This is a genomic window from Photorhabdus kleinii (assembly GCF_025384885.1).
In the GTDB taxonomy this organism is placed as follows: domain Bacteria; phylum Pseudomonadota; class Gammaproteobacteria; order Enterobacterales; family Enterobacteriaceae; genus Photorhabdus; species Photorhabdus kayaii.
The window spans coordinates 25,017-51,176 of record NZ_JAJAFY010000015.1 but is presented as its reverse complement, the minus strand read 5'-3'; the positions used below and the strand labels follow the sequence as shown (position 1 = coordinate 51,176).

The window sequence follows — 26,160 nt, the reverse complement described above, 5'->3', positions numbered from 1 at the left end:
TTAATACTTATTCGTCGTCATAACTTGGCCCGGCATAGTTATCAAACCGCGACCACTGACCATTAAACGTGAGGCGAACTGTACCGATTGGGCCGTTACGTTGCTTACCCAGAATGATTTCAGCCACACCTTTCATGTCGCTATTCTCATGGTAAACCTCGTCACGATAGATAAACATAATGAGGTCGGCATCCTGCTCAATAGAGCCGGATTCACGTAAGTCAGAGTTAACCGGGCGCTTATCTGCCCGTTGTTCAAGGCTACGGTTGAGCTGAGAAAGTGCAACCACCGGCACTTGAAGCTCTTTAGCCAAGGCTTTTAATGAACGGGAAATCTCCGCAATTTCCAAAGTACGATTATCGGATAAGGCCGGAACCCGCATTAATTGCAGGTAGTCGATCATGATCAGGCTCAATCCACCATTTTCGCGAAAGACGCGCCGAGCCCGGGAACGGACTTCGGTAGGTGTCAGGCCAGACGAATCATCAATATACATATTGCGTTTTTCCAGCAATATTCCCATTGTACTGGAGATCCGCGCCCAATCTTCATCATCAAGCTGACCGGTACGAATACGGGTTTGATCCACCCGTGAAAGGGATGCCAGCATACGCATCATGATCTGGTTACCGGGCATCTCAAGACTAAAAATCAAAACCGGCTTATCCTGCATCATGGCTGCGTTTTCACACAGGTTCATGGCAAAAGTGGTTTTACCCATCGAAGGACGAGCAGCCACAATAATCAAGTCTGATTTTTGTAAGCCTGCGGTTTTCTTATCCAGATCCTGATAACCGGTTGAAACACCGGTTACACCATCATGAGGGCGTTGATAGAGTTGCTCAATCCGCTCGACGGTTTCTTCAAGGATCTGTTCTATTCCTTTCGGCCCTTCATCTTTACTGGCACGATTTTCAGCGATCTGGAACACCCGCGATTCGGCTAGATCCAATAATTCTTCACTGCTCCTGCCTTGGGGATCATAACCCGCATCTGCAATTTCGTTTGCGACAGCGATCATCTCGCGGACAACAGCACGTTCGCGGACAATATTCGCATAAGCATTAATGTTAGCCGCGCTTGGCGTATTTTTGGACAATTCGGCCAGATAAGCAAAACCCCCTACATTATTCAGTTCCCCACTCTGCTCAAGGGATTCCGACAATGTAATCAGGTCGATGGGGTTGCCCATCTCCAGCAACCGCTGCATTTCAGCAAAAATGCGCCGATGTGGGCGGCTGAAAAAATCATTGCTAGTAACACGTTCGGAAACATTATCCCACCGTTCGTTATCTAGCATTAAGCCACCTAACACAGACTGCTCTGCTTCCAAAGAGTGTGGCGGAAGTTTCAGCCCTTCCATTTGGCGATCTTTTGGTTCAGCCATTTTGTTGTGAGTTGATTTTTTTCCCGCCATGAATCCCGCAATAATCTACTGATAAATCTGCAACAGCGCATGAGTATACGCTATGAAGTGCCTTGAGTAATTACATATAGTTTGTAATTATTTCTAGCACACTAAAGCCTGTTCACAATGAGTTCAACTACTACGTGCACACATTTCCCTTACATTGATGAGGTTGAGTCATGGCAAAACATATCGAATTTTCCTCTATTGGCGGTCCCGAAGTCCTGCAATATTGTGAATTCACCCCCAGAGCTCCTGCTGACGATGAAGTACAAGTAGAAAATAGAGCGATTGGAATCAATTACATCGACACTTATATTCGTAGCGGGCTATACCCACCGGCACAATTACCAAGCAGCCTAGGCACTGAGGCCGCAGGCGTAGTGACCAAAGTGGGTTCCGCTGTGACTACCATAAAAGTGGATGACCGTGTAGTTTATGCGCAATCAACTTTAGGCGCTTACAGTGAAGTGCACAATGTCGCGGAAAACAAAGTCGCTGTTCTGCCGGATAGAATCTCCTTCGAACAAGCTGCTGCTTCTTTTCTGAAAGGTCTAACAGTCTACTATCTTCTACGCCGTACCTACAAAATCCAGTCAGGCGAACCCTTTTTATTTCATGCCGCCGCGGGTGGCGTTGGGCTAATTGCCTGCCAATGGGCAAAAGCTTTGGGTGCAAAACTGATTGGAACAGTCGGCTCTGATGAGAAAGCACAACGCGCTAAAGATGCCGGTGCATGGCAGGTTATTAACTATAACCGTGAAAATATTGTCGAACGAATTTACGAAATCACCAACGGTGAAAAAGTCGGTGTAGTTTATGATTCTGTTGGTAAATCGACCTGGCTGAATTCACTGGATTGCCTGAAACGCCACGGGTTAATGGTGAGCTTTGGCAATGCATCCGGACCAGTTACCGGTGTCGATTTGGGGATTTTAAATCAGAAAGGCTCACTGTTTGTTACCCGCCCTTCTATCGCCGGCTATATTTCAACACGTGAAGAGTTGGGTGAAGCGAGCAAAGAATTATTTGATCTGATTGCCAGCGGCAAAATTAATGTGGACGTACCAGAAAATCAAAGGTTCCCGCTAAGTGAAGCGACAAGGGCACATCAGATTCTAGAAAGCCGGGCAACGCAAGGATCAAATTTACTGATCCCTTAACGGTAAGATGAGCGGGTTATTAACCAAATCAACAAGTCTAAAACCTCATTATGCCGCAATTGCCTGCACGAATAACCTTAGACCGGAGGGCAATGCTGGCTGAATATATGAAAGATAAAACAGAACAATACCCCTCGTGATAGGGGTATCACACCTCAGATATTAAAATAAAAATCAACTTATTAAATCAAACGGAGTTCTATACTACCCTGCATTCTACTTCCATTCGGTAACATGAAAATGTTCTGAATGCTCTACTGATATCTAAAAAAGAGCATCTAAACTTTCATCAGAGTAAGATTTTTTAAATGAAACAGGAAGAAATTGTGGTGGGGTATTACAAATCGTATTGAGATCATTGCCCCAGATAGGTATTTCGCGTACCTCCCTGCCAATCATGCTATCTCCTGAAAGGTTTTCTTTACAATAAATATCACCTTGAGCATCAACCCCAACCATATATATATCGTTTGGTTTCACAGGCTCTAGCTTACCCACTCCATTAATTTCAAAAAATGCTTTAGTAAGAAGTAAAGAACCACTAGCTCCCCATAATTTAGTCGGCTCGTTATTATCCCTTCCAATCCAAGAAAGCACTACTTTTTCTCCGTCAATCCCAGTAAACCAGCTATCGCGCAAGCCACTGGAAGATCCCGTTTTCCCTGCAAGAGCATATTTTTTAAATCCAGCCCCTAATCTTTTTGATGTGCCTGAGCGAACAGACTCCTGCATAGCATAAAGCGTGAGCCAAGCAGCTTCTTCTGGAACGACTTGTGCTAGAGTCTCGGTTCTATGGTAAATTTCTTTCCCATATCTGTCTTGAATTGAAATTAACGTGTAAACACCCGTATGCTTTCCAAGATTAGATATCGTCTGAATCCCTTCAACAAGTTCTACTGGCGCCATATCAAGTGTGCCTAACAGCATAGATGGAACCATTACTATTCTATCAGAAGGAATTCCTATTGATTTTAGTGTTTTTGCGACATTATCAATTCCTACAGACATACCCAAATTTACTGTAGCTACATTAATAGAATGAGCAAGAGCATCTAAAAGCATTACTCGCCCCCTGTACGTTCTTGTAGGGTTTTTTGGTGACCACGAGTTTTTTTTACCAACATCTATACTGAGAGGTTCATCCTCAATCCAAGTATTTAAATTAAAACGGTAAGGAGAAGTTAGTGCAGACAGGTAGACTGCCGGCTTAATCAGTGAACCGACTTGTCTTTTAGTATCTGAAGCTCTGTTGAACCCGTTATAGTCTACATTTCTATCTCCCACAATAGCCAATAGCGCCCCCGATTTTCTATCAACAACTAAAATTACAGATTGCAAATCTTTTAAACCTGTTTTCTTATCTAACATTGGCATGGTTTTTTTTACTGCATTCTCTGCATCTTCTTGTGACACAGGATCAAAAGTGGAAAACACTCTTGCTCCGGACAAATCATTGAGGACAATATTTTTATTATTCCTAATCTCTTTTTTTAACATGCTAATGAAAGAAGGATGTTTAGTGAAAACAGAACCTTTTTCCTGGACATTGAGACCTTCTTTCATTGAAGATAAATAGTCGTCTTTATTAATAACCCCACTCTCCGATGACAACTTTAAAACGAGATTACGTCTCTCCATAGCTACTGTCGGTTTAGTCCACGGGTTATACAATGAAGCCCCTTTAGCCATCCCTATTAATAATGCTTGCTGCTCTAAAGATATTTCATTGATTGGCCTACCAAAGTAATAAATGCTAGCAAGTGGAAACCCATAAATCCCGAACGAACTGTTCTGTCCCAGATAGATTTCATTCAGATAAAGCTCAAGAATTTTATCCTTGTTAAACTTAAACTCCAAGACCAAAGACATAATAGCCTCAGTCAACTTACGACTCATTGTCCTATCCCGGGACAAGAACATATTTTTCACAACCTGCTGTGTTATCGTACTTCCACCCTGAATTCGCTTTCCAGCTTTAATATTTTTGTACAAGGCTCTGGCTATAGAATAAGGATTAAGACCATGATGATTATAAAACTCTCGATCCTCTGTGGAAATCAACATATTAATCATATCATTAGGGAAGTTTTTCAACGGCATGAATATCCGTTGTTCATCACCGGGTGAATATATAATTTCCACTAACCTCGGTTCAATGAGTATGTTATTAACAGCCAGTCCTAAATCTAAATTCACTATCTTTTTAATTCTATTTTTGTCAAACTCAACTTCCACTTTAACTGACTTAGATAAATGGTCTGGATAAGAGAACTCCCGTAAGTAAATAAAAACCTTATCTCTATCTTCATGAAAGTCGCCAGGACTTCTTATCGAGTCAACGTGATGGTATCTGGCGCCATTTAATATCTTTATTACATTTTCTTTTTTTTTATACTCCCCAATCTTCAACGTATATGTCTTGCCATAAACCTGAGCTGGCATATCCCAGAATCCATTACTTACTCTCTCATTTATCATAGTATCGATTCTTTCTGCCAGATTATATATGTAGAGAAATGCAAAACAGAACACTAAAAATAAAACGGCTAATATAATCTTAAAAAGGAAACTTAATTTTATCTTTTTATTTTTTTTCTTCTTTCTTCTTCCTAAAGGTTCCGTTGCATTAATTTCTTTCATATAAACCACCCCGTAATGTATACTCAAAGGCAACTTCAATGTTACGTCTTAACACTCTTGATTACTGCATATAAATCCACTTGAAGAAATCATTAATCGCTAAAACATAGCTAGAATATTATTTTAAATATAATAACCAATCACACTCTAATAAGATAAAACTCAATATTAAAAATTTTCATAACGCGCAGATTTCAGTATTCAACGATTAAGATGGAACAGGTTACCTAACACAAGCACTATTAATCAATCTTGTTATTAATATAACTAAAATAAATCGTATTTATATCAGAAATCCAAACCATCTTGTTATTGATTCGCTACACGTAACTCTCACGATTTATTCGAAGCAAGATAGCCAATTTTATGCCCATAAAAATATTTTCAACAACGAAATGACTATATACCCTATGGATTTCAAGATGTATCGCGACGGCAAGGGAGCGAATCCCCGGGAGCATAGCTAACTATGTGACCGGGGTGAGTGAGTGCAGCCAACAAAGAGGCAATTTGAAAGATAACGGGTATATATAAAGCCTGTGGCATTCATACCAATGCTCATGACAAAAAACCTGGTGTTTGACATATCTTCACTATCATAGATTTTAATTCATGCAGAACTTTATCATGTCTGCTCCCCACTCGTGTGCCTATTTCGAGTTCATAGGGTGGCATGCTAACGGGGCATGGGAATATTTGTAGCGATGTGTTCTTCTCCATTGCTCGTGCTGCATGTGATGGCACCGTAGTGATTAAATCAGTTTCAATCATCAAAAATGGCACTGCCGCAAAATGTGTAGTAGAAACCTTGACACTGCGTTTATAGCCAACAGCATTTAATGCTTCATCTACCACACCTACGAACCCACCTGAGGAAACTAATAAATGAGGGCGTTGTGCGTAATCAGCCACCGTTACCGGCACCGAAGTATTTTTGTCGGCTATGCACAAGTAATTCCCCTTTCCTAAACGGTGACTTTTAACTAAGTGAGATGATAAACCACCAGCGGTGATAGCAAGGTCAATTTGATGACGCATCAACATATCCTGAGCCAAGCCACTATGAGTTTGTCGAAAAATGATATGCAAACCAGGGAGATGCTCGTCAACTTTTTTCAGTATCTTTTGCCCCAAAGCAATTTCACTGTCATCTGATAAACCCACAGTCACCGTGCGGCCCTTTATTTCTTTTCCAGCAGTAGTTAAAGCTAGTGCCTGTCGGCATTGCGTCAGTGCCTCTTCAACGAGAGGTGCTAACTCATTAGCTCTAACCGTAGGACATAGCCCGCGACCCGTCCGTTCGAACAGCGGGTCGGAGTATACGCGCCTTAAACGCCCAAGAGCTGCGCTTACGGCGGGTTGCGTTAATCCAAGCCGAATAGCGGCACGACTCGCCCCACCTTCCTCGATCAAAGCCTCAAACACCCTGAGCAAATTGAGGTCAATATTCTCAATATCAATATAATTCATAACAGATAGTCCTTTTCAAATATTGATTGATATTAGACGTATCTACACTATTACGCATCAGAAACATCTTGAGAAGAAGGAAACACCTATGAGCAAAATATCAGTTGCTGCGCTTCCGATCGGTACATCTCCTGAATGGAAAGTCGCCAAATTACCTCATTTCATTGATTTTAAAAATAAAAAAATCAACAACAGAGCACGATTAGTTGCTATGCCCGAGGCTCCATTAGGCGGGTATCCTAAAGGAAATTTTTTCGGTAATTACATGGGATATAGACAACCAGAGGGGAGGCAAGAGTTTGCTAACTGTTATAATAATGCTGTTGACCTTAAGGGGCTAGAAGTAAAGGCGCTAGCCGCGCTGTCCAGGCGAACAAAAGCATCACACGATATCAAAATCCCTATATTTTCTTGAAAAACAAGTCATATGGACAAAAACATTATGAAATATATCGTTATTTTACTTATTTTCAGATCATGTCCAGTTAACGCTATGAAGCAGTATACTTTAAACTGTCAAGGCCGTAGTGAAATGACTGTCATGCATACAAACTATAGGATAACGACTTTGAAGTGGGATGATGATTTTATTGTATCACCATCTCCCACCAAACTATTTAATAAGAACGGAAAGAAACTTGTATATCAGTTTATGAATGGAGATATGATGATTGTAAATTCTGAAAATGAAAAACATTATTTTATTTACAATCAAAAGAAAGAGGTTGAATGTCACAAAGGGCCAGATAAAAATGTTTTCCCTGTTATTTTAGGTATATACCCTATGGATTTCAAGATGCATCGCGACGGCAAGGGAGCGAATCCCCGGGAGCATAGATAACTATGTGACCGGGGTAAGTGCAGCCAACAAAGAGGCAACTTGAAAGATAACGGGTATAATACATTAGTTTTTTATTAAAACGTATATATTCATGGGGGGAATATGCTTGAATTATCCGAATTAGCATTTGTAACGATGCTATCATTATTACTAACCAACTGTAATAATCACAGCAACATAACTAATGGAAAATCATATTCTTTGCAGGGAAAATACAGTGATGATCTCGGAAATAAGTTATTGGTTCTTTATAACGATAACATCAGATACTTTAATCCAAATAAAAGCTCGATAAAATAAAGCTACTTAGGTAAATAGAATTCATGATTATTTAATCATTTTTGGTGTAAGGGAAGAGCAAGTGGAAATAACTTATTTTTATAATGCATATCCGGCAGTTTTTGGCTATAAGGAATAAACCAAGAAATGGAATAGACGTGCTATGTTTGAATTTCCAGAGTTTCAGGACTAAACGTTTTCTAAAGTTCAAATAAAATAGATTGGCTTAATAATTTTATAATAGACATTTGGTTTTTTTATGAAAGATATCACCTTTTTTACATGGAAAGTCCAGTTTGTGGCTACATTTTTACTGTTTCTCAATGCTCCATTAATTCAAGCTGAAGAAGCTCTAGCTACTCCACAAGTGGACTCGCAAGCTTGGATCTTAATGGACTACGACAGTGGAAAAGTTCTGGCAGAAGGTAATGCGGATGAAAAGATAAATCCGGCGAGCCTAACTAAACTCATGACCAGTTATGTTGTAGGACAAGCACTTAAGTTAGGTACAATTCATCTGACCGATACTGTAACCATTGATAAAAATGCTTGGGCTACAGGCAATCCTGTTCTACGCGGGTCTTCTGTCATGTTTCTTAAACCTGGGGACAGGGTTTCAGTGGAAGACCTTAACAAAGGAATTGTTATTCAATCTGGTAATGATGCCTGTGTTGCACTAGCTGATTATATAGCTGGCAGTCAGGACGCGTTCATAAGTCTTATGAACGGCTATGGACAAAAAATGGGGCTTAACAATACAACGTTTAAAACAGTGCATGGTTTAGATGCTCCTGGGCAATTTAGTACAGCACGAGACATGGCATTGTTAGCTCGCTCCCTCATTCATGATGTCCCGGATGAATATGCAATTCATAAAGAGAAAGAATTCACATTTAATAAGATTCGTCAATACAATCGTAACCGACTGTTATGGAACAGCAACCTCAATATAGATGGCATGAAAACCGGAACTACCTCTGAGGCCGGTTATAACTTAGTTGCATCAGCAACCTTGGGTGATATGCGCTTAATTTCTATTATTCTGGGAGCCAAGACGGATTCTGTTCGTTTCCAGGAATCAGAAAAACTTCTGACATGGGGATTTCGCTTCTTTGAAACAGTGACACCTATTAAATCTGAAGATACTTTTATTACTCAACGGATATGGTTTGGAAATAAAAAAGAAGTCAAACTCAATGTGGGTAAACAAGGTTCTATTACCATACCTCGTGACCAACTTAAAAAATTAAAAACCAGCTATATTCTTAATACCCCTCAGATTACTGCCCCAATAAAGAAAGACCAGGTAGTCGGCACCATAACATTTAAGATTGGCAGTAAAACCATTGAGGAAAGACCACTTATTATAATGGAAACGATTGAAGAAGGTGGATTGATTAGCCGTATGTGGGATTTCGTCTTGATGAAAATATACCAATGGTCTGGCATTTGCTTCACTTGCTCCATAAATAGCTAATGCTTTTTTTGAATTTACATCAATGCATTACGTTTCTTAGCTTAAAATTTTTTCGATGGCTATTTAAGATCATCATTATCTTAAATACATCAAGCCTGTTATTTAATATTTAATCACATATGTAAGGCCCGGTATGAGATCTAAAGAATATTTTTAAACTTCAGGTCTCAACCATTTTACTTTCCATAATGATACAATGAAAAAAATAATTGGTATCTTGGGTGGCATTGGGCCAGGAGCTGTAGGCGCCACGGATAGAATTCTTATAGCGGTAAAACGAGCGGATATTACATCCGCTCAGTCACCATAGTTAACGCTTGTTCCACAACAGAAATATCAGCGCCCGGTTTATGTGCATTCTCACTAAGATGACGACGCCACTGACGCGCGCCCGGAATCCCCTGAAAAATACCTAAAATATGGCGGGTAATATGCCCCAGATATGTTCCTTTTGATAATTCTTGCTCTATATAAGGATAAAGTGCTCTGACCACTGAAACGGTATCAACCACTGGAATTGAAGTATCAAATAATTCATGATCAACCTGTGCCAGAATAGACGGGTTTTGATAAGCCTCACGCCCAATCATAATTCCATCTACATGTTGTAGATGCTGTTTCGCTTCTTCCAACGATTTAATACCGCCATTAATAGCAATCGTTAATTGAGGGAAATCCTTTTTCAATTGATAAACTCGTGGGTAATCCAGCGGTGGAATCTCACGGTTTTCTTTTGGGCTCAAACCAGAAAGCCAAGCTTTACGGGCATGAATGGTAAATATATTGCAACCACTGCGTTGCACAACAACATCAATAAAATCACATAGGAATTGGTAACTGTCCTGTTCATCAATACCGATACGGGTTTTAACTGTCACTGGCACATTTACCACATCCTGCATGGCTTTAACGCAATCAGCGACCAGTTCAGCTTCCCCCATCAGACAAGCACCAAAATGACCATTTTGCACCCGATCAGAGGGACAACCGACGTTTAGATTAATTTCATCATAGCCACGTTCCTGTGCAATCTTCGCACAATGCGCCAACGCCTGCGGATCACTACCACCCAGTTGTAATGCTATCGGATGTTCTTGTTCGCTGTATGCCAGGTAATCGCCTTTACCATGAATAATCGCCCCGGTCGTCACCATTTCGGTATATAACAGCGTTTGCTGACTTAATAAACGATGGAAATAACGGCAGTGACGATCTGTCCAGTCTAACATCGGGGCGACGGAGAAACGGTTAGGACTATATTTAACCGTTTCTTTATCTTTCTCGCTGAATTTAAACGTTTTTTGAATTTCTTTACTTTGGTGCATTGCTATACTTTTTAGATTATTTTGACATTCTCAGTACCCCATAAATAGGGAGATATAATGCGGAGAATGATATTAAATTATGGCCTACTATAGCATAGAGAAACGTCCCCGTACTGATGACACTATTAAGTATCGTTGACAATTGACGTTAAGAAGTATCGCAGGTGATTTAAGGTAGAACCGTACAATTTGCTATCAGGAATATTTTGGGGAAAGCCCAGAGTACGTTTACTACTTTAGTATAATTATTTCGGCTTTAAGGGATAAACGGGACCAAAGTCCCATTCCTTTTACTGATATTGAACGTTGAAGTTAATAACCGCGCCACACGCTGCTGCATAACGCTCCAAAGTCTTCATACTTGCGCCAAGAGGATTTTTTTCAAGCCTATTGATACCTGATGGTTTGATACCGATTTTCTCTGCCAGCTCAGTCTTTGACATGCCAGAACGTTCACGCATCTCAAACAATATCTGTATCAGTTCTAATTCCTTGTCGGCTTCCTTATACGCAGCGATAGACTCCGCGTCATTCAACATCAACTCCTTCAATTCGTTCAGTGATACTGGTTTCATTTGAACTCCTTAAGCCTCGCATGGGCTGTCTTGATGGCTGCTGCCGGGGTTTTCTCAGTCTTCTTCACGAATGCATGTAGCAGATAGATATTCTGACCTCTTGCAAACGCATACAGTGACCGGGCAATGTCTTTATCTCCTACCCTTAGTTCAAATATACCACCGCCGATAACTCGGCTATGTGGCATCCTGAGAGTATTACCTTCAATTGCCAGGCGTTCTATCAACCTAAACATCCTACCACGTAGCTGAGATGGCAATGTAGCCAGTTCAGTAGCAGCGGCTTCATGAGTGAGTATAGTATACATTTATTTTCCTCTATTAAGGAAATTATATTATAAAAGAAATAATATTTAAAAAATAAAAATTATTCTAAAAGAGAAATAAAAGAGTGGATGTGCATGGATGACAGAATTACTGCCTGTTCCAATAAAACAACAGACTGAAGGAATATAATCATGACTATACCCGTCATCTTTCAAGTTGCCTCTTTGTTAGCTGCACTCACTCACCCCGGTCACATAGCTATCTATGCTCCCGGGGATTCGCTCCCTTGCCGCCGCGATGCATCTTGAAATCCATAGGGTATAGATTATAATTTCACATGAAATAACATAATAAAAAATCATTAAACAACCAAAATAAAGTTAATTTACAGAAGATAATTAAGAATTAAGTTTAAAACCGGATATCCCCCAAAAAATCAAACAAGTCAATTTTTTGGGGAGAGTAGATTAAAAAATTGCGTTTATTTATTCCTCTGGTTTTTCCGGCCAATCAATATCCATTGCCTGTGAAACATCTATCCGATTCAGTATTACCCTATATTCTTTCCATGCCAATAAAGCTATTTTCTCTTCCTCAGTCGCAATACCTAAATCAACAGCATCTTGCAATGGTGCAATTTGATTTGTTGCCTCAGCGATGAGTTGTTGTTTTTGGAGTTTAGCATATTGCCGTAATTCATCTTTCGTTGGCGGAGGAATATCTGTCCATTCCGGCAAACCGTTTTTATTTGCTACACGGTGTTTTCCTTCTGGCGCATTATTAGCAGCATATTCCTGATAAATATCATTACTGACTTCTATAATATCATCCGGCAGTGAACCAGCAGCAATATAATTTTGTTCCAATTCTACCGGATAGAAAGCATTTGTTTTTGCACTGTAATAATACATAATTAATATCCTATCGCTATCCAAAAGAATGGGCTATCCCATTTGGCATTTACCCAAGAATTTAATAAATCGAAAGATGAATTATCAATTACATTTACATAGCCAACAGATGCCCCCATAAAACCCATTTTACTTTGAATAGCATTAATATTGACGGCGTAATGCGTATTGGAAAAACTAATTGGTAATTGAATACGTTCTATATAGCCAGCATCAATGACCTTAGTACGCCCCCATTGATAGATAACGCCTGTATCTCCACATCTCCACCAACCATTAATCGCTTTACTGGCACTATTCCTATTACCTTTGGCATTAACTTCATTGTCTACTTCTTCTTTTGTGTATACCCCGATATCCACGGCATCCAAATCAATATCCTCAGACAACTCCTTACCATTCACCTGCCGGATATTAGGTACTCTGCTATTAATACTTTCACTTAACGAAGTTATCATTTCCTGGACAAGCTTTTGCGTGACTGCCAGAGTATTACTATCACCAAGTACATCTGTAAGTTGAATAACACCTTTTTGTGTTAATGAAGCACTTGGAATCTCTGTTAAAGCTTTTTGCTCTAAAGCGATATTTAATTGGGTGGTGAGCTTGTCTATATCGCCATCATCCAAAACATCATCACTACATTGTGTAGAGATAAAATTAGCCACCACCGATGATATCGTTGACGACTGACGCAAAACCTTATTTAATAAACCAATGGAAATAATATTAGGGGGAATTCCCGTATTCAATTCCTGACTTTCTTCATATTCTCCTTGAGAAACAACATTAGCATCCTGACTAATAGAAAAAGCTTTAAAGTCATTTTTATTACTCATGAGTTCTCCTTAAGGAAAAAACTTATTTTTTCATTAAATAAAACTTTGAATTAATGAAAATCAAAATATCTACTTGATCATCGTATATAATTTTCAGATCGCATTTCAATAATAGTCTTTTTCTGATAAAGAATGATGAAATATTTTTATAACTTAGAGAAATTAATTATTTTATTATAGTTGATGTCGTTAATAGATCAATGCCTGAAGCCAAATTTATACCTAAACTATTCATTTACATTCAGCATCCGAAAGTCCCTCTATTTGAACCATTCCCCAAAAATTCAGGTAAGCAGAGAAAATAAGCCACCATATTTTAATCTGAGTTTTGTGATGCTCCTCTCACAACAAAAAACCGACAGTTCCAATAGGATCGATCAGCTTATAAAAACATTATTGAGGATTTATTAGCTTGAATTATTCAAAATAGGTCTATTCTTAATATGTGGACAAATTCTATTGTCAATACTTATTAAACCTACTAAGTAAGGGAAAATTATATGCCATCAAGAAGAGACGTCATAGTTGGAGGATTAAGTCTTGCTGCTGCCAGTACACTATCCGCTGCATCCTCAGCCAACGCCGCAACTGCTAACATAAAACCGACAAGAGCCTATAAAACAAATAGTGCAGAAAAATCCCTTGATATTATTAATCTTTATGACTTGGAAGAAGAAGCACGTAAATTGATTCCAGCGCCCCAATTTGGCTATATCAGCAGCGGTTCAGGTGATGAATGGACTCTACGTGAAAACACCAGAGCCTTTGACGATTTCCAAATTATTCCCCGCTATCTCGCAGGAGTAAAAGAGCCTGACACAACAACCGAATTGCTCGGCAGTAAAGTGGATATGCCTATTTTCATTCCCCCAATGGCAGCACATGGGCTATCTCATACTACCGCTGAATTGGGAACAGCGAGAGGCGCTGCCGCTGCCGGTACCCTGTTTACTGCACAAACTCTAGCTAATTCACCTCTTGAAGAGATAGCGAAAGTGAGTAATGGCCCCAAATGGTTCCAAATTTATTTTACCAAAGATATGGGCATTAACCGCGAAATGATACACCGAGCCAAAGCGATGGGGGCAACCGCAATCGTCTTTACGGTCGATTTAGAGTGGAGTGGTAATAGAGAAACCGATAAACGTAATAAATTTGTTTTCCCACATTCATTACCATTTCCTAATATTCCAGGCGTTCCCGCAGGGGCAACCTTATCAGAGATTACAGCGCTATTTAAACGGGATCTTAATTTCAATGATTTGGAGTTTCTCGCTAAAGAATCAGGCCTTCCAATCATCGTGAAAGGCATTCAATCTGCCGAAAATGCTAAAGAGTGTGTTAACCACGGTGCCGCAGCGATTCAAGTTTCTAATCACGGTGGCCGGCAGTTGGATACTGTCCCGGCAGCAATTGCTTCATTACCACACATTGTTGAAGCTGTTGGATCTAAAATTCCAGTCTATCTAGACGGAGGCATCCGCCGTGGTACCCATGTGTTTAAAGCGCTCGCATTGGGTGCCAAAGCTGTCGCTATCGGTAGGCCCATTTTGTATGCGCTGGCATTGGGTGGAGCACCAGGCGTAACTTCTATTTTAAACCTACTGAAGGATGAGCTGAAACTTAGCATGAAGCTGGCAGGATGTGCAGCCATTAAGGATATAGAGAGAAAATTTATTAGTTTGATTTAACCCATTAACTAATAAAGCAAATATTGGCCCCGTTTCATTTGAAACAGGTGATTTCAGGAAACGGGGTAAATTATGTTACCTTTAGAAATAATAGATACCATAATGAAAAAATCCGTTCTCTCACTTTACACCATTATTTCCTATTATTAATTATTTGCTTCCCCTTGAAATGTTCTTCAAGGGGAAATGTTTCATGTAAATATTAATGGAGTACACGAGACGCTGACAGCTCAGTAATATCAAATTCATAACTTTGTTGTTCTTCCATGTTACTGCGTAAAACATCTTCTACTAATGCAGAAAAACCTGTCATCATCTGCCTTTCCATAATAACGCCTTTTGGTTCAGGCCACGGCAAACTAGCAATTGGCCAGTCACAATGTGACTTATAATAATTAAATTGTTCCAGCCGCTCTTTAGACCGATCAAAATCATTACTCCAGTAAGCATTGCCTAGCCGAAAATTTGTATAAAACTCATCAAAACTACCGAAGATTTCATAAATATAATCAGCAGTTTTCAGCATATTTTTCCATGCTACTTCTTCACTGATATAACCGGCACAAAAACAGTTACGACTTAAAACAATTGCAAGCCACAAATCAAATCCCCACACTAATGCCGGAGGGCGTTTATTAATAGGTTTGACACATTTATGAATATAGTCAGGTGTTACTTCAACTAATTTGGCAAGCACTTTAAACATTTTCCCATCACTAAGAGCAGCATCAATAGCAAAATGTTTTGAATGTACCCCCTCCCACAAACCTGTTAGCATTTTCATATACCCTTCTTCATCAATAATTCCCCAGTCGCTGTATAGTTGGGATTGATGTTCCTGAGTCGGAGATAATGGAAGCAGACAGTAACGATAGCTATCATGGGCAACCCGTGACTGTAGAGGATAATGCTCTAGAGTTTCACTCCAAAAACCTAGCCAATAGTCACTAACAATATTTAGTCGTAATACCTGACGCTTATCTTCTGGTAAAAGAGATAAACCTGCTTGTTGATAATAACGCCGTTGTTCCCATTCTGGGCGCTTAACAATGCGATAAATAATAACCGAGAGTAACATTACGCCAAATAATGCTATACCGCCTACTTGTGCCAGAAGTAAATAGTCCGTATCAGGGACAGATACATTACCTATTATAAATAAAACAATTGCTACAGATAATACAATACCCGTACATACTGCCATTACAAATAAAATATTAATCAACGCATATAATGCACTTAGAAAAGGCAACTTTCTTTTTTCAGAGATAATATGCCTCATTACCTGATAGCCTTTAACGGGGAACTGTCTATAATGAGGCTGATTTTGTAAAAGCTCTTTCATCACAAATGCTTCCTTTCCGAAAATTATCTGTCATATACGATAATTCTTGTCTGTATTATCATAAACTTCAAGAAAACATTATTTTTGCTACTGAGTACCAATTTAGCCAAATTAACTCCATCAGGGGACAATCACAATGAACTTTTCTGGATAATATTTTCTATTGAAGAAACATGATAACATCACAATATTATCATCGTACTGGTTGTAAGAGGCGTAATGAAACTGATTAATCAAAAAAAGTTACTGGAACAGGCCGAAGTTATTTGCCAGGCTCGTGGAGTCCGCTTTACTCCGCAGCGGCTTGAGGTTCTGCGTCTCATTTCAGAGCAACCCGGGGCAATCAGTGCTTATGATTTACTGGATTTGCTACGGGAAGCAGAACCACAGGCCAAACCGCCTACCGTATATCGGGCACTGGAATTTCTGTTGGAACAGGGGTTTATTCATAAAATAGAATCCACCAACAGTTATGTCCTATGTCACCATATTGAACAGCCAAGCCACACTTCAGCAATGTTTATTTGTGACCGTTGTGGTTCTGTTACAGAGCGAGATGGTGGAACCGTTGAATCCGCCATCCAACAGTTAGCAAAAACAGCCGGGTTCAGTTTACGCCATACCATCATCGAAGCGCATGGCTTATGTTCACCTTGTGAAGAGATCGAATCCTGTATTAAACGAGATGAATGCCAGCATGACCACAGAATTGAAGGAAGTAAAAAGAAATAGATATATCCGTTATCTTTCAAGTTGCCTCTTTGTTGGCTGCACTCATTCACCCCGGTCACATCGTTCGCTATGCTCCCGGGGATTCGCTCCCTTGCCGTCGCGAAGCATCTTGAAATTCATGAGGTATAGTAAGTAGATACTTACTTTTGGTACAGAGTCAGACTGAAATAAACAACCGCAGAATCACGTTTAAGATAATCACAACGATAAATTCAACAACATGATTCTGCCGGAATATTGCAATTCTTTAACAATTCCAAAAACAACAATTTGATATTTTACTATCAGGACCAGTTGGCGTTACGAATCACCCCAACCGCCAATCCTTCAATTGTCAGGCTCTGCTCACGCAAATCCACCACAATTGGCTTAAATTCTGGGTTTTCTGCCAACAATTCAACTTTATTTCCAGTCTGTTTAAAACGTTTTACCGTCACTTCATCTTCAATGCGGGCAACAATAATCTGCCCATTACGAACATCTTGTGTTTTATGCACAGCCAGCAGATCACCATCCATAATCCCAACATCTTTCATAGACATTCCGCTGACCCGCAACAGGAAATCTGCACTTGGCTTAAACAATGCAGGATCAACCTGATAATGACTTTCAATATGCTCCTGTGCTAACAGTGGTTCACCTGCGGCTACACGGCCAATTAACGGTAAACCAGATTCTTCCAACAGCAAACGGATTCCCCTAGATGCCCCTGCAACAATCTCTATCACCCCTTTACGAGCCAATGCTTTTAAATGCTCTTCAGCCGCGTTAGGCGAACGAAAGCCAAGACGTGCTGCAATTTCAGCACGCGTTGGCGGCATACCTGTTTGCGAAATATGGTCACGCACCAAGTCATAAACTTGCTGCTGCCTTGCGGTAAGTGCTTTCATTTCGTCCCCTGTTTGTTTATACAGTCAATATGTAAGTATATACAGCTAAATAACGATTGGGAACCTACTAAGGCAGAAAATTAGCCAATTATAATATAATACCTAATTATTAAACCAAATCAGACCATAAAATAGCGCCAAAGGATGGTCCCCCAGACAATTAACGACAGCATCATTGTCAGAAAGACAGCCGCCGATCCCATATCTTTCGCCCGACCGGACAATTCATGGAACTCACTGCCAATACGGTCAACAACTGCTTCAATAGCACTATTCAGGATTTCCATAATCAACACCAGCATCACTGAACCAATCAGTAAAATGCGTTCAATAGCGCCGATATCCAGATAAAATGCAACCATCATAGCCAATATCGCTAAAATTATTTCCTGACGGAAAGCCGCTTCATTTTGCCATGTCGCCCTAATACCCTTCACCGAATATACGATTGCTTTAATGATACGGGTCAAGCCCTTGGATTGATTCGCCATAAATTATTCACACCAAATATGAGGTTATTTGACACTTTCCACTCTTATTATTGTCTTAACACAACAGATCTCAACACCCGTTTCTGATATGCTGGCAACGTGTTGCTAACAAGAGGCTTCAAGATATTTATGTCAAGTTGGCGTAAAATATATTATAAATTATTGAATTTACCACTAAAAATACTGGTAAAGAGCAAACTTATTCCTACAGATCCGATTACTGAATTGCGGCTCGATACGACACGCCCGATTCTGTACGTGCTACCGTATCACTCCAAAGCAGACTTACTGGCATTACGTCAGCAATGTCTTGAGCAGGATCTGCCGGACCCATTAAATTTACTGGAGATTGGTGACACTGAACTTCCCAGCTATGTATTTATCGATAATGGTCCACGTGTATTCCGCTATTGTGCACCAAAGCAGGAATCCGTAAAAATTTTCCATGCTTATCTGGATCTGCATCGCAATAATCCCAATCTGGACATTCAAATGCTGCCAGTTTCTGTCATGTTCGGCCGTTCCCCCGGGCGCGAAGGGCAGAGCACACCACATTTGCGGCTACTCAATGGTATCCAAAAATTCTTTGCCATTCTCTGGCTAGGCCGAGATAGTTTTGTGCGCTTTTCAAACACAGTATCTCTACGCTATATGGCAACTGAGCATGGTACTGACAAGACTATTGCCCATAAGCTGGCTCGTGTGGCACGAATGCACTATTCACGTCAACGCTTAGCAGCCGTTGGCCCACGCCTGCCGGTTCGGCAAGAGCTGTTTAACAAATTGCTGGCTTCAAAAGCAATAGAAAAGTCAGTCTCTGATGAGGCCCGTACCAAGAAAATCTCACATGAGAAAGCCCGACAGAATGCCATTAACATGATGGAAGAGATTGCTGCGAATTTCTCTTATGAAACGTTACGGCTGTCAGGCCGTGTACTGGGTTGGACTTGGAACCGTCTGTATCAAGGGATCAATGTTCACAATGCTGAACGCATCCGCCGTCTGGCACAGGATGGTCACGAACTGGTTTATGCGCCCTGCCACCGTAGCCACATGGATTATTTGCTGCTCTCCTACGTGCTCTACCATCAGGGCTTGGTACCGCCCCATATTGCCGCTGGCATCAACCTAAATTTTTGGCCAGCAGGGCCAATATTCCGCCGCCTTGGTGCATTTTTTATCCGCCGCACATTTAAGGGTAATAAGCTCTACGCCACGATATTCCGGGAATATCTAGGTGAGTTATTTGCCCGAGGTTATTCTGTTGAATACTTTATGGAAGGCGGTCGCTCCAGGACAGGTCGCTTACTCGATCCCAAAACGGGTACGCTGTCCATGACGTTACAGGCGCTGTTGAGAGGAGAATCACGCCCAATTACCATTATTCCGATTTATATCGGCTACGAGCATGTGATGGAAGTTGCCACCTATGCCAAAGAGCTGCGTGGTGCAACCAAAGAGAAAGAGGGCTTTTTCCAGATGATACGTGGTTTGCGCAAACTTCGTAATCTGGGGCAAGGCTACGTCAACTTTGGCGAACCCATCCCGTTGATCCAATACCTTAACAACCATGTTCCTAGCTGGCGCGATTCTATTGATCCAATAGAATTCCATCGCCCCGAATGGTTCAATCCGACAGTCAGTCAACTGTCTGAGAAGATTATGGTAAACATCAACAACACAGCGGCGGCTAACGCAATTAATTTGTGTTCAACTGCCCTGCTTTCGTCACGTCAGCGAGCACTTACTCGTGAGCAACTGCTTGAGCAACTGGATTGTTATATACAGCTCATGCACAATGCACCCTACGCTGCTGATGTCACCGTACCAAAGAAAACCGCGGAGGAGTTGCTAGAACACGCTCTGCAAATGGATAAGTTCGAGGTAGACAAAGACAGTATGGGTGACATTATCATTCTGCCACGTGATCGTGCAGTTTTGATGACCTACTACCGCAACAATATTCAACATCTATTAGTACTGCCATCACTGATTGCCTGCATCGTTATTCATCATCGCCGTATCAGCCGCGAAGCGCTGTTAAGCCAGGTCGCGATCATTTATCCACTCCTTAAAGCCGAGCTATTTATGCGTTATAGCAAAACAGAGCTGCCAGAAGTGGTTAATACGCTGATCAACGAACTGACCCGCCAGTGCCTTATCTGTAACAAGGAGCATGGCATGCTGGTACTTAATCCAGCACGTATCCGCCCCCTGCAATTGCTGGCAGCGGGCATCCGTGAAACACTGCAACGTTACGCCATCACACTCTCTTTACTGAACGCCAATCCAGTAATCAGTCGGGGAGTGCTGGAAAAAGAGAGTCGGATGTTAGCGCAACGTTTGTCGGTATTGCATGGCATCAACGCACCTGAATTCTTTGATAAGGCGGTATTTACTACGTCAGTCCATACACTACGTGAAGAAGGTTATATCAGTGACAGTGGTAATGCGATTACAGCAAATACCCAAGAGCTGTATCAGGTATTAGGTGAACTGATGTCACCTGAGATTCGTCTTACTATCGAGAGCGTCAGTCTGCCGCCAGAGCATAACGATACCGACGAGAGTGCTAAGGAAGGATAATCTTCTTAAATACTGGTGATAATGGTTGTTATTCACATTATCACCAGATGTTTCAGACATAGCTGAAGAAGATGCCAAGGAATAGTACCAGACCAACGTAGTTATTATTGAGGAATGCCTGGAAACAAAGCTCTCTTTCCCGACCAGCGATCAGTTTCTGCTGATAAATAAATAAAGTGCCCGCAAGCAACAGTGACCAATAGTAGATACCGCCCAGATTCATCATATAACCCACCAGCACCAGCACCAGTAACATAGCGAGTTGCAATAACCCAATAATCAACTTGTCGAAACGACCAAACAGAATGGCGGTGGACTTCACGCCAATTTTTAGATCATCATTTCGATCGACCATCGCATACTGTGTATCATAAATAACCGACCAGAAGATATTAACCAGGAATAACAACCAACACTCTAGTGGTAAGGACTCACTAACTGCCGCAAATCCCATAGGAACAGCCCAACCGTAAGCGGCCCCCAGTACAAACTGAGGAAGATGACTAAACCGTTTAACAAAGGGGTAAAGCCAAGCCAGAGCCAACCCAACGACTGACAACCAGATAGCCATTTTATTCAGGGTCAGCACCAACCCGAAAGAAACCAGCGCCAGTACGACAAATAGGATCTTGCTCTCTTTCTCACTAATAGCACCACTCGGCAGGGGACGTGTTTTTGTGCGTTCAACATAACCATCAAATTTTCTGTCAGCAAAATCATTGATTGCACACCCTGCCGCACGCATCAGAAACACACCGGCAGTAAAGACCAATAATATGTGCATATCTGGAATCCCTTTCCCAGCTATCCATAAAGCCCAGAAAGTCGGCCACAACAACAATAATGCACCTATAGGTTTATCAATGCGCACTAAACGGCAATAGGCCTGCCATTTACTTTGCGCCATACTTCCCGCCACTTCTGTTTCCCCCTTTTAAATTTTACCTTTTATACACAGGTGATTCAGGTAAAAAGACTTCGGTTAATAATAATGGCTTGCCTGATAACCTCAGCAATGATCGTCTTGCCCAACGGTTCCCCTGCTGCCCTACATGAATATAGTCCCGCGTCAATTTATTACCACTAAAAAGATATCGCCCCAGTGGGACTGTTCCTAAATCAACCAAACTTTCATCAGGACCGGTTAATGTTGCTTCAGGGATTAACGTCCGCCCCAATAGCCAAGGGATATTATCACCGCACAGTACGATCTCACGCAGCCAATATCTTTGACCCGTTAGCAAACACTCATTTTCATCAGAAAGTTGTTCCTCGGTAATAAAACATTCTCTGAATGGTATGATACGAACACAGTTGCAGTATTGCTCAAAACGGCGGGTCATTGAGCCCAACTCCATCAACCAGTCTAAAACCTCATCAGGCAAAACGGGCGAATCCACCGAAAGCCACTGAATAGGCACCGTTGTTAATATTGAGTCAGTTGACATACGCTTTTCCATTAGGACAAATTTCTTTCATCCGACAGTACAATTGATAACCGCAGAGAATACCACGTTGCAGGTATACAGAATAAAAAGTTATAACAAATTCTATACCCTTCATCTTTCAAGCTGCTGCTTTGTTGGCTACTTTCACTCACCCCAGTCACATAGTTATCTATGCTCCTGGGGATTCGTTCACTTGCCGCCTCGCTGCAACTCGAAATCTATTAGGTATATAAATATTGTTGACCAAAAATAAGCGAATTATGATGAACATAATTCGCTCATATCAATTAACTTTCTAACTCAGAATAAGTGACTAACGCCATGCTTTAAAATGATTAATCAACCCATTTGTTGAACTATCGTGGCTGACAACCCTATTATCATCCTTAAGTTCTGGCAAAATACGGTTAGCCAATTGTTTACCCAATTCAACTCCCCACTGGTCAAAAGTAAAGATGTTGAGAATCGCCCCTTGCACAAATATTTTGTGTTCATACATAGCAATCAACACCCCCAAGCTAAATGGGGTCATTTCACGTAACAGAATAGAATTAGTCGGGCGATTTCCTTCAAACACTTTAAATGGTGCAACATGTTCAACTTCAACCGCCGTTTTACCACTGGCGACAAATTCAGCATCCACCTGCTCACGAGATTTACCAAAGGCTAATGCTTCTGTCTGAGCAAAAAAGTTAGATAACAATTTGCTGTGATGGTCACTCAATGGGTTATGGCTGATGGCTGGCGCAATAAAATCGCAAGGGATCAGTTTAGTTCCCTGATGGATAAGCTGATAAAACGCGTGCTGACCATTTGTTCCAGGTTCTCCCCAGATGATTGGGCCGGTTTGGTAATCCACTGGATGACCATTGCGATCGACATATTTACCATTGGATTCCATATTGCCTTGCTGAAAATAGGCAGCAAAGCGATGCATGTACTGATCGTATGGCAGAATCGCTTCAGTTTCTGCGCCAAAGAAATTGTTGTACCAAATACCAATTAACGCCAGCAATACAGGAATATTCTGCTCAAATGGGGTATTGGCAACATGCTGATCCATTGCATGTGCACCACTAAGCAATTGTTCAAAATTTTCAAACCCAACAGAGAGTGCAATAGACAAACCAATCGCTGACCACAACGAATAACGGCCACCAACCCAATCCCAAAACTCAAACATATTTTTGGTATCAATACCAAATTGCTTAACTTCCTGTCCATTTGTGGAAAGCGCCGCAAAATGCTTTGCAATATGTCCTTCATCACCCGCACTTTTTAAGAACCAGTCACGGGCAGAGTGAGCATTGGTCATCGTTTCCTGAGTAGTGAACGTCTTGGAAGCAATGAGAAACAGCGTCGTTTCCGGGTTAAGTACTTTCAAGGTTTCCGCAATATGGGTTCCATCAACATTAGAAACAAAATGCATATTCAAGTGATTCTTATAAGGTTTCAGCGCTTCCGTCACCATATAAGGGCCAAGATCTGAACCACCGATACCGATATTCACAACATCAGTAATCACCCTACCGGTATAACCTTTCCATTCGCCATTAATTACGCGTTCACTGAAATCTTTCATTTTTGCCAACACCGCGTTGACCTGCTGCATAACATCTTCCCCATCAACCACAATCGGGGTATTGCTACGATTACGTAGCGCAATATGCAGTACAGCGCGATCTTCCGTACGGTTAATTTTCTCACCCGAAAACATACCGCGAATCGCCCCGGCAACATCCGTCTCTTTAGCAAGTGCCTGTAATTTTTCTAATGTCTCCGTTGTGATGCGATTTTTTGAAAAATCTACCAGGATCTGGTCATCGAATGTCGCTGAGAACTTAGCAAAACGATTTGGCTCCTGTTCAAACAATTCACGTAGGTGAATATCCTTTATCTGCGCAAAATGTTGTTCTAACGCTTTCCAAGCTGAGGTTTGACTAGGATTGATATTTTTCATAGCTATGCTCTCTATCAACTGACTGTAATTAATTGGGAGTTAAAGAAAGATTGTAACCTGTAATTCTGTGATTCGAGCCTCTTTTCCTTTAATCGCTGATATTGGTCAAAACGATTAAGTTTTTCTAGTTCCATCTACCGGGGCGTACAAAAAACAATCACCTCTCTCTACTATCCTCAATTTATTTTATGATTCTCATCGCGTCATGAAAGATATTGATGTCACTCTTCACTCCGTTGACTCAAACCCGTTAACCCGATATTTCTAAAAGACTATCCAGTTAACAGAAGGTTATCGCAATGAGTGCTGTTTCATCCCAATGCCCAGAAATTGGCGGGCATGTAGTCGCAAAATTTGGTGGTACCAGCGTGGCAAATTTCGATGCCATGAATAACAGTGCAGATATCGTACTGGCAAATAAAGCAGTACGTGTGGTTGTGCTGTCTGCTTCTGCCGGTATAACAAACTTATTAGTTACATTAGCGGAAGGCTGCGATGCAGATAAGCGGGCTGACTACTTGAAACAGATCCACTCCATTCAATACGCAATTATTGATCGTTTGCATGAATCCGATACGATTCGTCAAGAGATTGATCGTCTACTGGAAAATATTAAAACCCTTGCTAAAGCCGCATCTCTGGCAACCTCTGCGGCTCTGACAGATGAATTAGTCAGCCACGGTGAACTGATGTCCACACGATTGTTTACCGAATTGCTTCGCCAGCGAGGGAAAAATGCCGAATGGTTTGATATACGCAAAGTGATGTATACCGACGATAGTTTTGGCCGTGCAGAACCAAACCATGAACAACTTCAATCGTTGGCAACGGAACATCTCTTACCACATCTGAAAAATAGCCTGGTTGTCACCCAAGGTTTTATTGGTCGTGAAGAGAACGGCCGTACCACTACACTGGGGCGCGGTGGCAGCGATTATACTGCAGCACTCTTGGGAGAAGCCCTTGGCCTGAAACGCGTTGATATCTGGACAGATGTTCCGGGCATTTATACCACTGACCCGCGAGTCGTTCCAACTGCCCAACGAATTGATAAGATTGCCTTTGATGAAGCGGCGGAGATGGCAACATTTGGCGCCAAAATCCTACATCCGGCAACACTGTTTCCTGCTATTCGCTGTGGCATTCCAGTATTTGTCGGCTCTAGCAAAAAACCACAGGCCGGCGGTACGCTGGTTTGTGATACCACAGAAGCCCCACCACAGTTCCGCGCTATTACCCTGCGCCAGAAACAGACGTTATTGACACTACACAGCCTGAAAATGCTCCACGCACAGGGATTTTTGGCTGAAATATTTACCATTCTGTCACGTCATAATATTTCAGTGGATTTGATCACCACCTCCGAAGTTAATGTGGCATTAACACTCGACACCACTGGCTCCACTAGCACAAATGGCAGCCTGCTGACCAATGCACTGATGACGGAGCTTTCGACGCTGTGTCGGGTTGAAGTGGAAGAAGATCTGGCGCTGGTGGCAATTATTGGTAATCAGCTTTCTCAAACCAATGGATTAGGAAAAAAGGTTTTTAGTGTGCTGGAAAGATTCAATCTTCGTATGATCAGTCATGGTGCCAGTAACCATAACCTGTGTTTGCTTGTTCAAGGCAAAGATGCAGAACAAATTGTTCAAACGCTTCATCAGCGTTTGTTTGAATAAGTATAGTTTTTCAGGTACTTGATATCCTTCTCAGTTAAAAGGCTGAGGGGGATATTACGATAAGTCCATTATTTGACTTACAAATTCATTGTGTAGGAATATCTGTTTTTCATAATAGCGAGACTCCCGCTTTCTTCATTATT

General features: G+C 41.3%; 22 protein-coding genes. 8 read left to right on the top strand and 14 right to left on the bottom strand.

The genetic code is table 11. The annotated features are described in order from the left end of the window. Window positions 1–7: 7 nt before the first annotated feature. Window positions 8–1,417 (bottom strand): replicative DNA helicase, encoded by a 1,410-nt coding sequence (gene dnaB, locus LG003_RS09875; RefSeq protein ID WP_112877415.1) that lies wholly within the window; start codon window positions 1,415–1,417, stop codon window positions 8–10. A gap of 170 nt (window positions 1,418–1,587) precedes the next feature. On the opposite strand from dnaB, the gene LG003_RS09870 reads away from it, so the two are divergent. Then, window positions 1,588–2,571, top strand: a complete 984-nt coding sequence (locus LG003_RS09870; RefSeq protein WP_262980638.1) for a quinone oxidoreductase — start codon at window positions 1,588–1,590, stop codon at window positions 2,569–2,571. Between the two features lie 264 nt (window positions 2,572–2,835). Here LG003_RS09870 and mrcB read toward each other — a convergent pair whose 3' ends face one another. Then, window positions 2,836–5,211: a penicillin-binding protein 1B gene (gene mrcB / locus LG003_RS09865; RefSeq protein WP_262980637.1), complete on the bottom strand. Its 2,376-nt coding sequence runs from the start codon at window positions 5,209–5,211 to the stop codon at window positions 2,836–2,838. A gap of 558 nt (window positions 5,212–5,769) precedes the next feature. Beyond that, window positions 5,770–6,681, bottom strand: a complete 912-nt coding sequence (locus LG003_RS09860; RefSeq protein WP_262980636.1) for a LysR family transcriptional regulator — start codon at window positions 6,679–6,681, stop codon at window positions 5,770–5,772. An 88-nt stretch (window positions 6,682–6,769) separates the two neighbouring features. Here LG003_RS09860 and LG003_RS09855 point away from each other — a divergent pair, with 88 nt between their 5' ends. The 3 genes from LG003_RS09855 (at window position 6,770) to LG003_RS09845 (ending at window position 9,278) form a co-directional block, all read left to right on the top strand. Continuing rightward, complete coding sequence (locus LG003_RS09855; protein WP_262980635.1) at window positions 6,770–7,096, top strand: hypothetical protein; 327 nt, start codon at window positions 6,770–6,772, stop codon at window positions 7,094–7,096. A 27-nt stretch (window positions 7,097–7,123) separates the two neighbouring features. Then, window positions 7,124–7,522, top strand: coding sequence for a hypothetical protein (locus LG003_RS09850; protein WP_262980634.1), 399 nt, complete (start codon window positions 7,124–7,126; stop codon window positions 7,520–7,522). A gap of 538 nt (window positions 7,523–8,060) precedes the next feature. Beyond that, window positions 8,061–9,278 (top strand): serine hydrolase, encoded by a 1,218-nt coding sequence (locus tag LG003_RS09845; protein ID WP_262980633.1) that lies wholly within the window; start codon window positions 8,061–8,063, stop codon window positions 9,276–9,278. Window positions 9,279–9,565: 287 nt separating this feature from the next. Here LG003_RS09845 and dusA read toward each other — a convergent pair whose 3' ends face one another. The 5 genes from dusA to LG003_RS09820 form a co-directional block, all read right to left on the bottom strand. After that, window positions 9,566–10,603: a tRNA dihydrouridine(20/20a) synthase DusA gene (dusA, locus tag LG003_RS09840; RefSeq protein WP_262980632.1), complete on the bottom strand. Its 1,038-nt coding sequence runs from the start codon at window positions 10,601–10,603 to the stop codon at window positions 9,566–9,568. A 290-nt stretch (window positions 10,604–10,893) separates the two neighbouring features. After that, a complete protein-coding gene (locus tag LG003_RS09835; protein WP_049582975.1) occupies window positions 10,894–11,178 on the bottom strand; it encodes a helix-turn-helix domain-containing protein in 285 nt (94 codons plus the stop codon). Next, entirely contained in the window at window positions 11,175–11,486 is a 312-nt protein-coding gene (locus LG003_RS09830) for a type II toxin-antitoxin system RelE/ParE family toxin (RefSeq protein WP_262980631.1), read from the bottom strand. Before LG003_RS09830 ends, LG003_RS09835 begins: the two co-directional genes overlap by 4 nt. A gap of 444 nt (window positions 11,487–11,930) precedes the next feature. Next, window positions 11,931–12,356 carry a tail fiber assembly protein gene (locus LG003_RS09825; RefSeq protein WP_262980630.1) on the bottom strand — a complete coding sequence of 142 codons (426 nt, stop codon included), beginning with the start codon at window positions 12,354–12,356 and terminating at the stop codon, window positions 11,931–11,933. Between the two features lie 2 nt (window positions 12,357–12,358). Next, a complete protein-coding gene (locus LG003_RS09820) occupies window positions 12,359–13,195 on the bottom strand; it encodes a gp53-like domain-containing protein (protein WP_112877403.1) in 837 nt (278 codons plus the stop codon). Between the two features lie 500 nt (window positions 13,196–13,695). Here LG003_RS09820 and LG003_RS09815 point away from each other — a divergent pair, with 500 nt between their 5' ends. Next, window positions 13,696–14,886, top strand: a complete 1,191-nt coding sequence (locus LG003_RS09815; RefSeq protein ID WP_262980629.1) for a lactate oxidase — start codon at window positions 13,696–13,698, stop codon at window positions 14,884–14,886. Window positions 14,887–15,088: 202 nt separating this feature from the next. Here the strand turns inward: LG003_RS09815 and LG003_RS09810 are convergent, their stop codons facing one another. Then, window positions 15,089–16,231: a DUF1266 domain-containing protein gene (locus LG003_RS09810; RefSeq protein ID WP_262980656.1), complete on the bottom strand. Its 1,143-nt coding sequence runs from the start codon at window positions 16,229–16,231 to the stop codon at window positions 15,089–15,091. Between the two features lie 219 nt (window positions 16,232–16,450). On the opposite strand from LG003_RS09810, the gene zur reads away from it, so the two are divergent. Beyond that, the gene (gene zur, locus LG003_RS09805) at window positions 16,451–16,963 is read left to right on the top strand and encodes a zinc uptake transcriptional repressor Zur (RefSeq protein ID WP_112877398.1); all 513 of its coding nucleotides are present in this window, start codon (window positions 16,451–16,453) and stop codon (window positions 16,961–16,963) included. Window positions 16,964–17,247: 284 nt separating this feature from the next. Here zur and lexA read toward each other — a convergent pair whose 3' ends face one another. Both lexA and LG003_RS09795 read right to left on the bottom strand, forming a co-directional pair. Then, window positions 17,248–17,853, bottom strand: coding sequence for a transcriptional repressor LexA (gene lexA, locus LG003_RS09800; RefSeq protein ID WP_112877396.1), 606 nt, complete (start codon window positions 17,851–17,853; stop codon window positions 17,248–17,250). Window positions 17,854–17,972: 119 nt separating this feature from the next. Next, window positions 17,973–18,344 carry a diacylglycerol kinase gene (locus LG003_RS09795; RefSeq protein WP_112877394.1) on the bottom strand — a complete coding sequence of 124 codons (372 nt, stop codon included), beginning with the start codon at window positions 18,342–18,344 and terminating at the stop codon, window positions 17,973–17,975. 129 nt (window positions 18,345–18,473) lie between these two features. On the opposite strand from LG003_RS09795, the gene plsB reads away from it, so the two are divergent. After that, window positions 18,474–20,930 (top strand): glycerol-3-phosphate 1-O-acyltransferase PlsB, encoded by a 2,457-nt coding sequence (gene plsB / locus LG003_RS09790; protein WP_262980628.1) that lies wholly within the window; start codon window positions 18,474–18,476, stop codon window positions 20,928–20,930. Between the two features lie 52 nt (window positions 20,931–20,982). Here the strand turns inward: plsB and ubiA are convergent, their stop codons facing one another. The 3 genes from ubiA to pgi all read right to left on the bottom strand — a co-directional run bounded on the left by ubiA (window position 20,983) and on the right by pgi (window position 24,338). Continuing rightward, window positions 20,983–21,837 carry a 4-hydroxybenzoate octaprenyltransferase gene (ubiA, locus tag LG003_RS09785; protein WP_262980627.1) on the bottom strand — a complete coding sequence of 285 codons (855 nt, stop codon included), beginning with the start codon at window positions 21,835–21,837 and terminating at the stop codon, window positions 20,983–20,985. A gap of 34 nt (window positions 21,838–21,871) precedes the next feature. Continuing rightward, window positions 21,872–22,378, bottom strand: a complete 507-nt coding sequence (gene ubiC, locus LG003_RS09780; RefSeq protein ID WP_262980626.1) for a chorismate lyase — start codon at window positions 22,376–22,378, stop codon at window positions 21,872–21,874. A gap of 313 nt (window positions 22,379–22,691) precedes the next feature. After that, on the bottom strand, window positions 22,692–24,338 hold the full coding sequence (gene pgi, locus LG003_RS09775) for a glucose-6-phosphate isomerase (protein ID WP_112877387.1): 1,647 nt from the start codon (window positions 24,336–24,338) through the stop codon (window positions 22,692–22,694). A gap of 299 nt (window positions 24,339–24,637) precedes the next feature. On the opposite strand from pgi, the gene lysC reads away from it, so the two are divergent. Then, window positions 24,638–26,017, top strand: coding sequence for a lysine-sensitive aspartokinase 3 (gene lysC, locus LG003_RS09770; RefSeq protein ID WP_262980625.1), 1,380 nt, complete (start codon window positions 24,638–24,640; stop codon window positions 26,015–26,017). Window positions 26,018–26,160 lie beyond the last annotated feature (143 nt).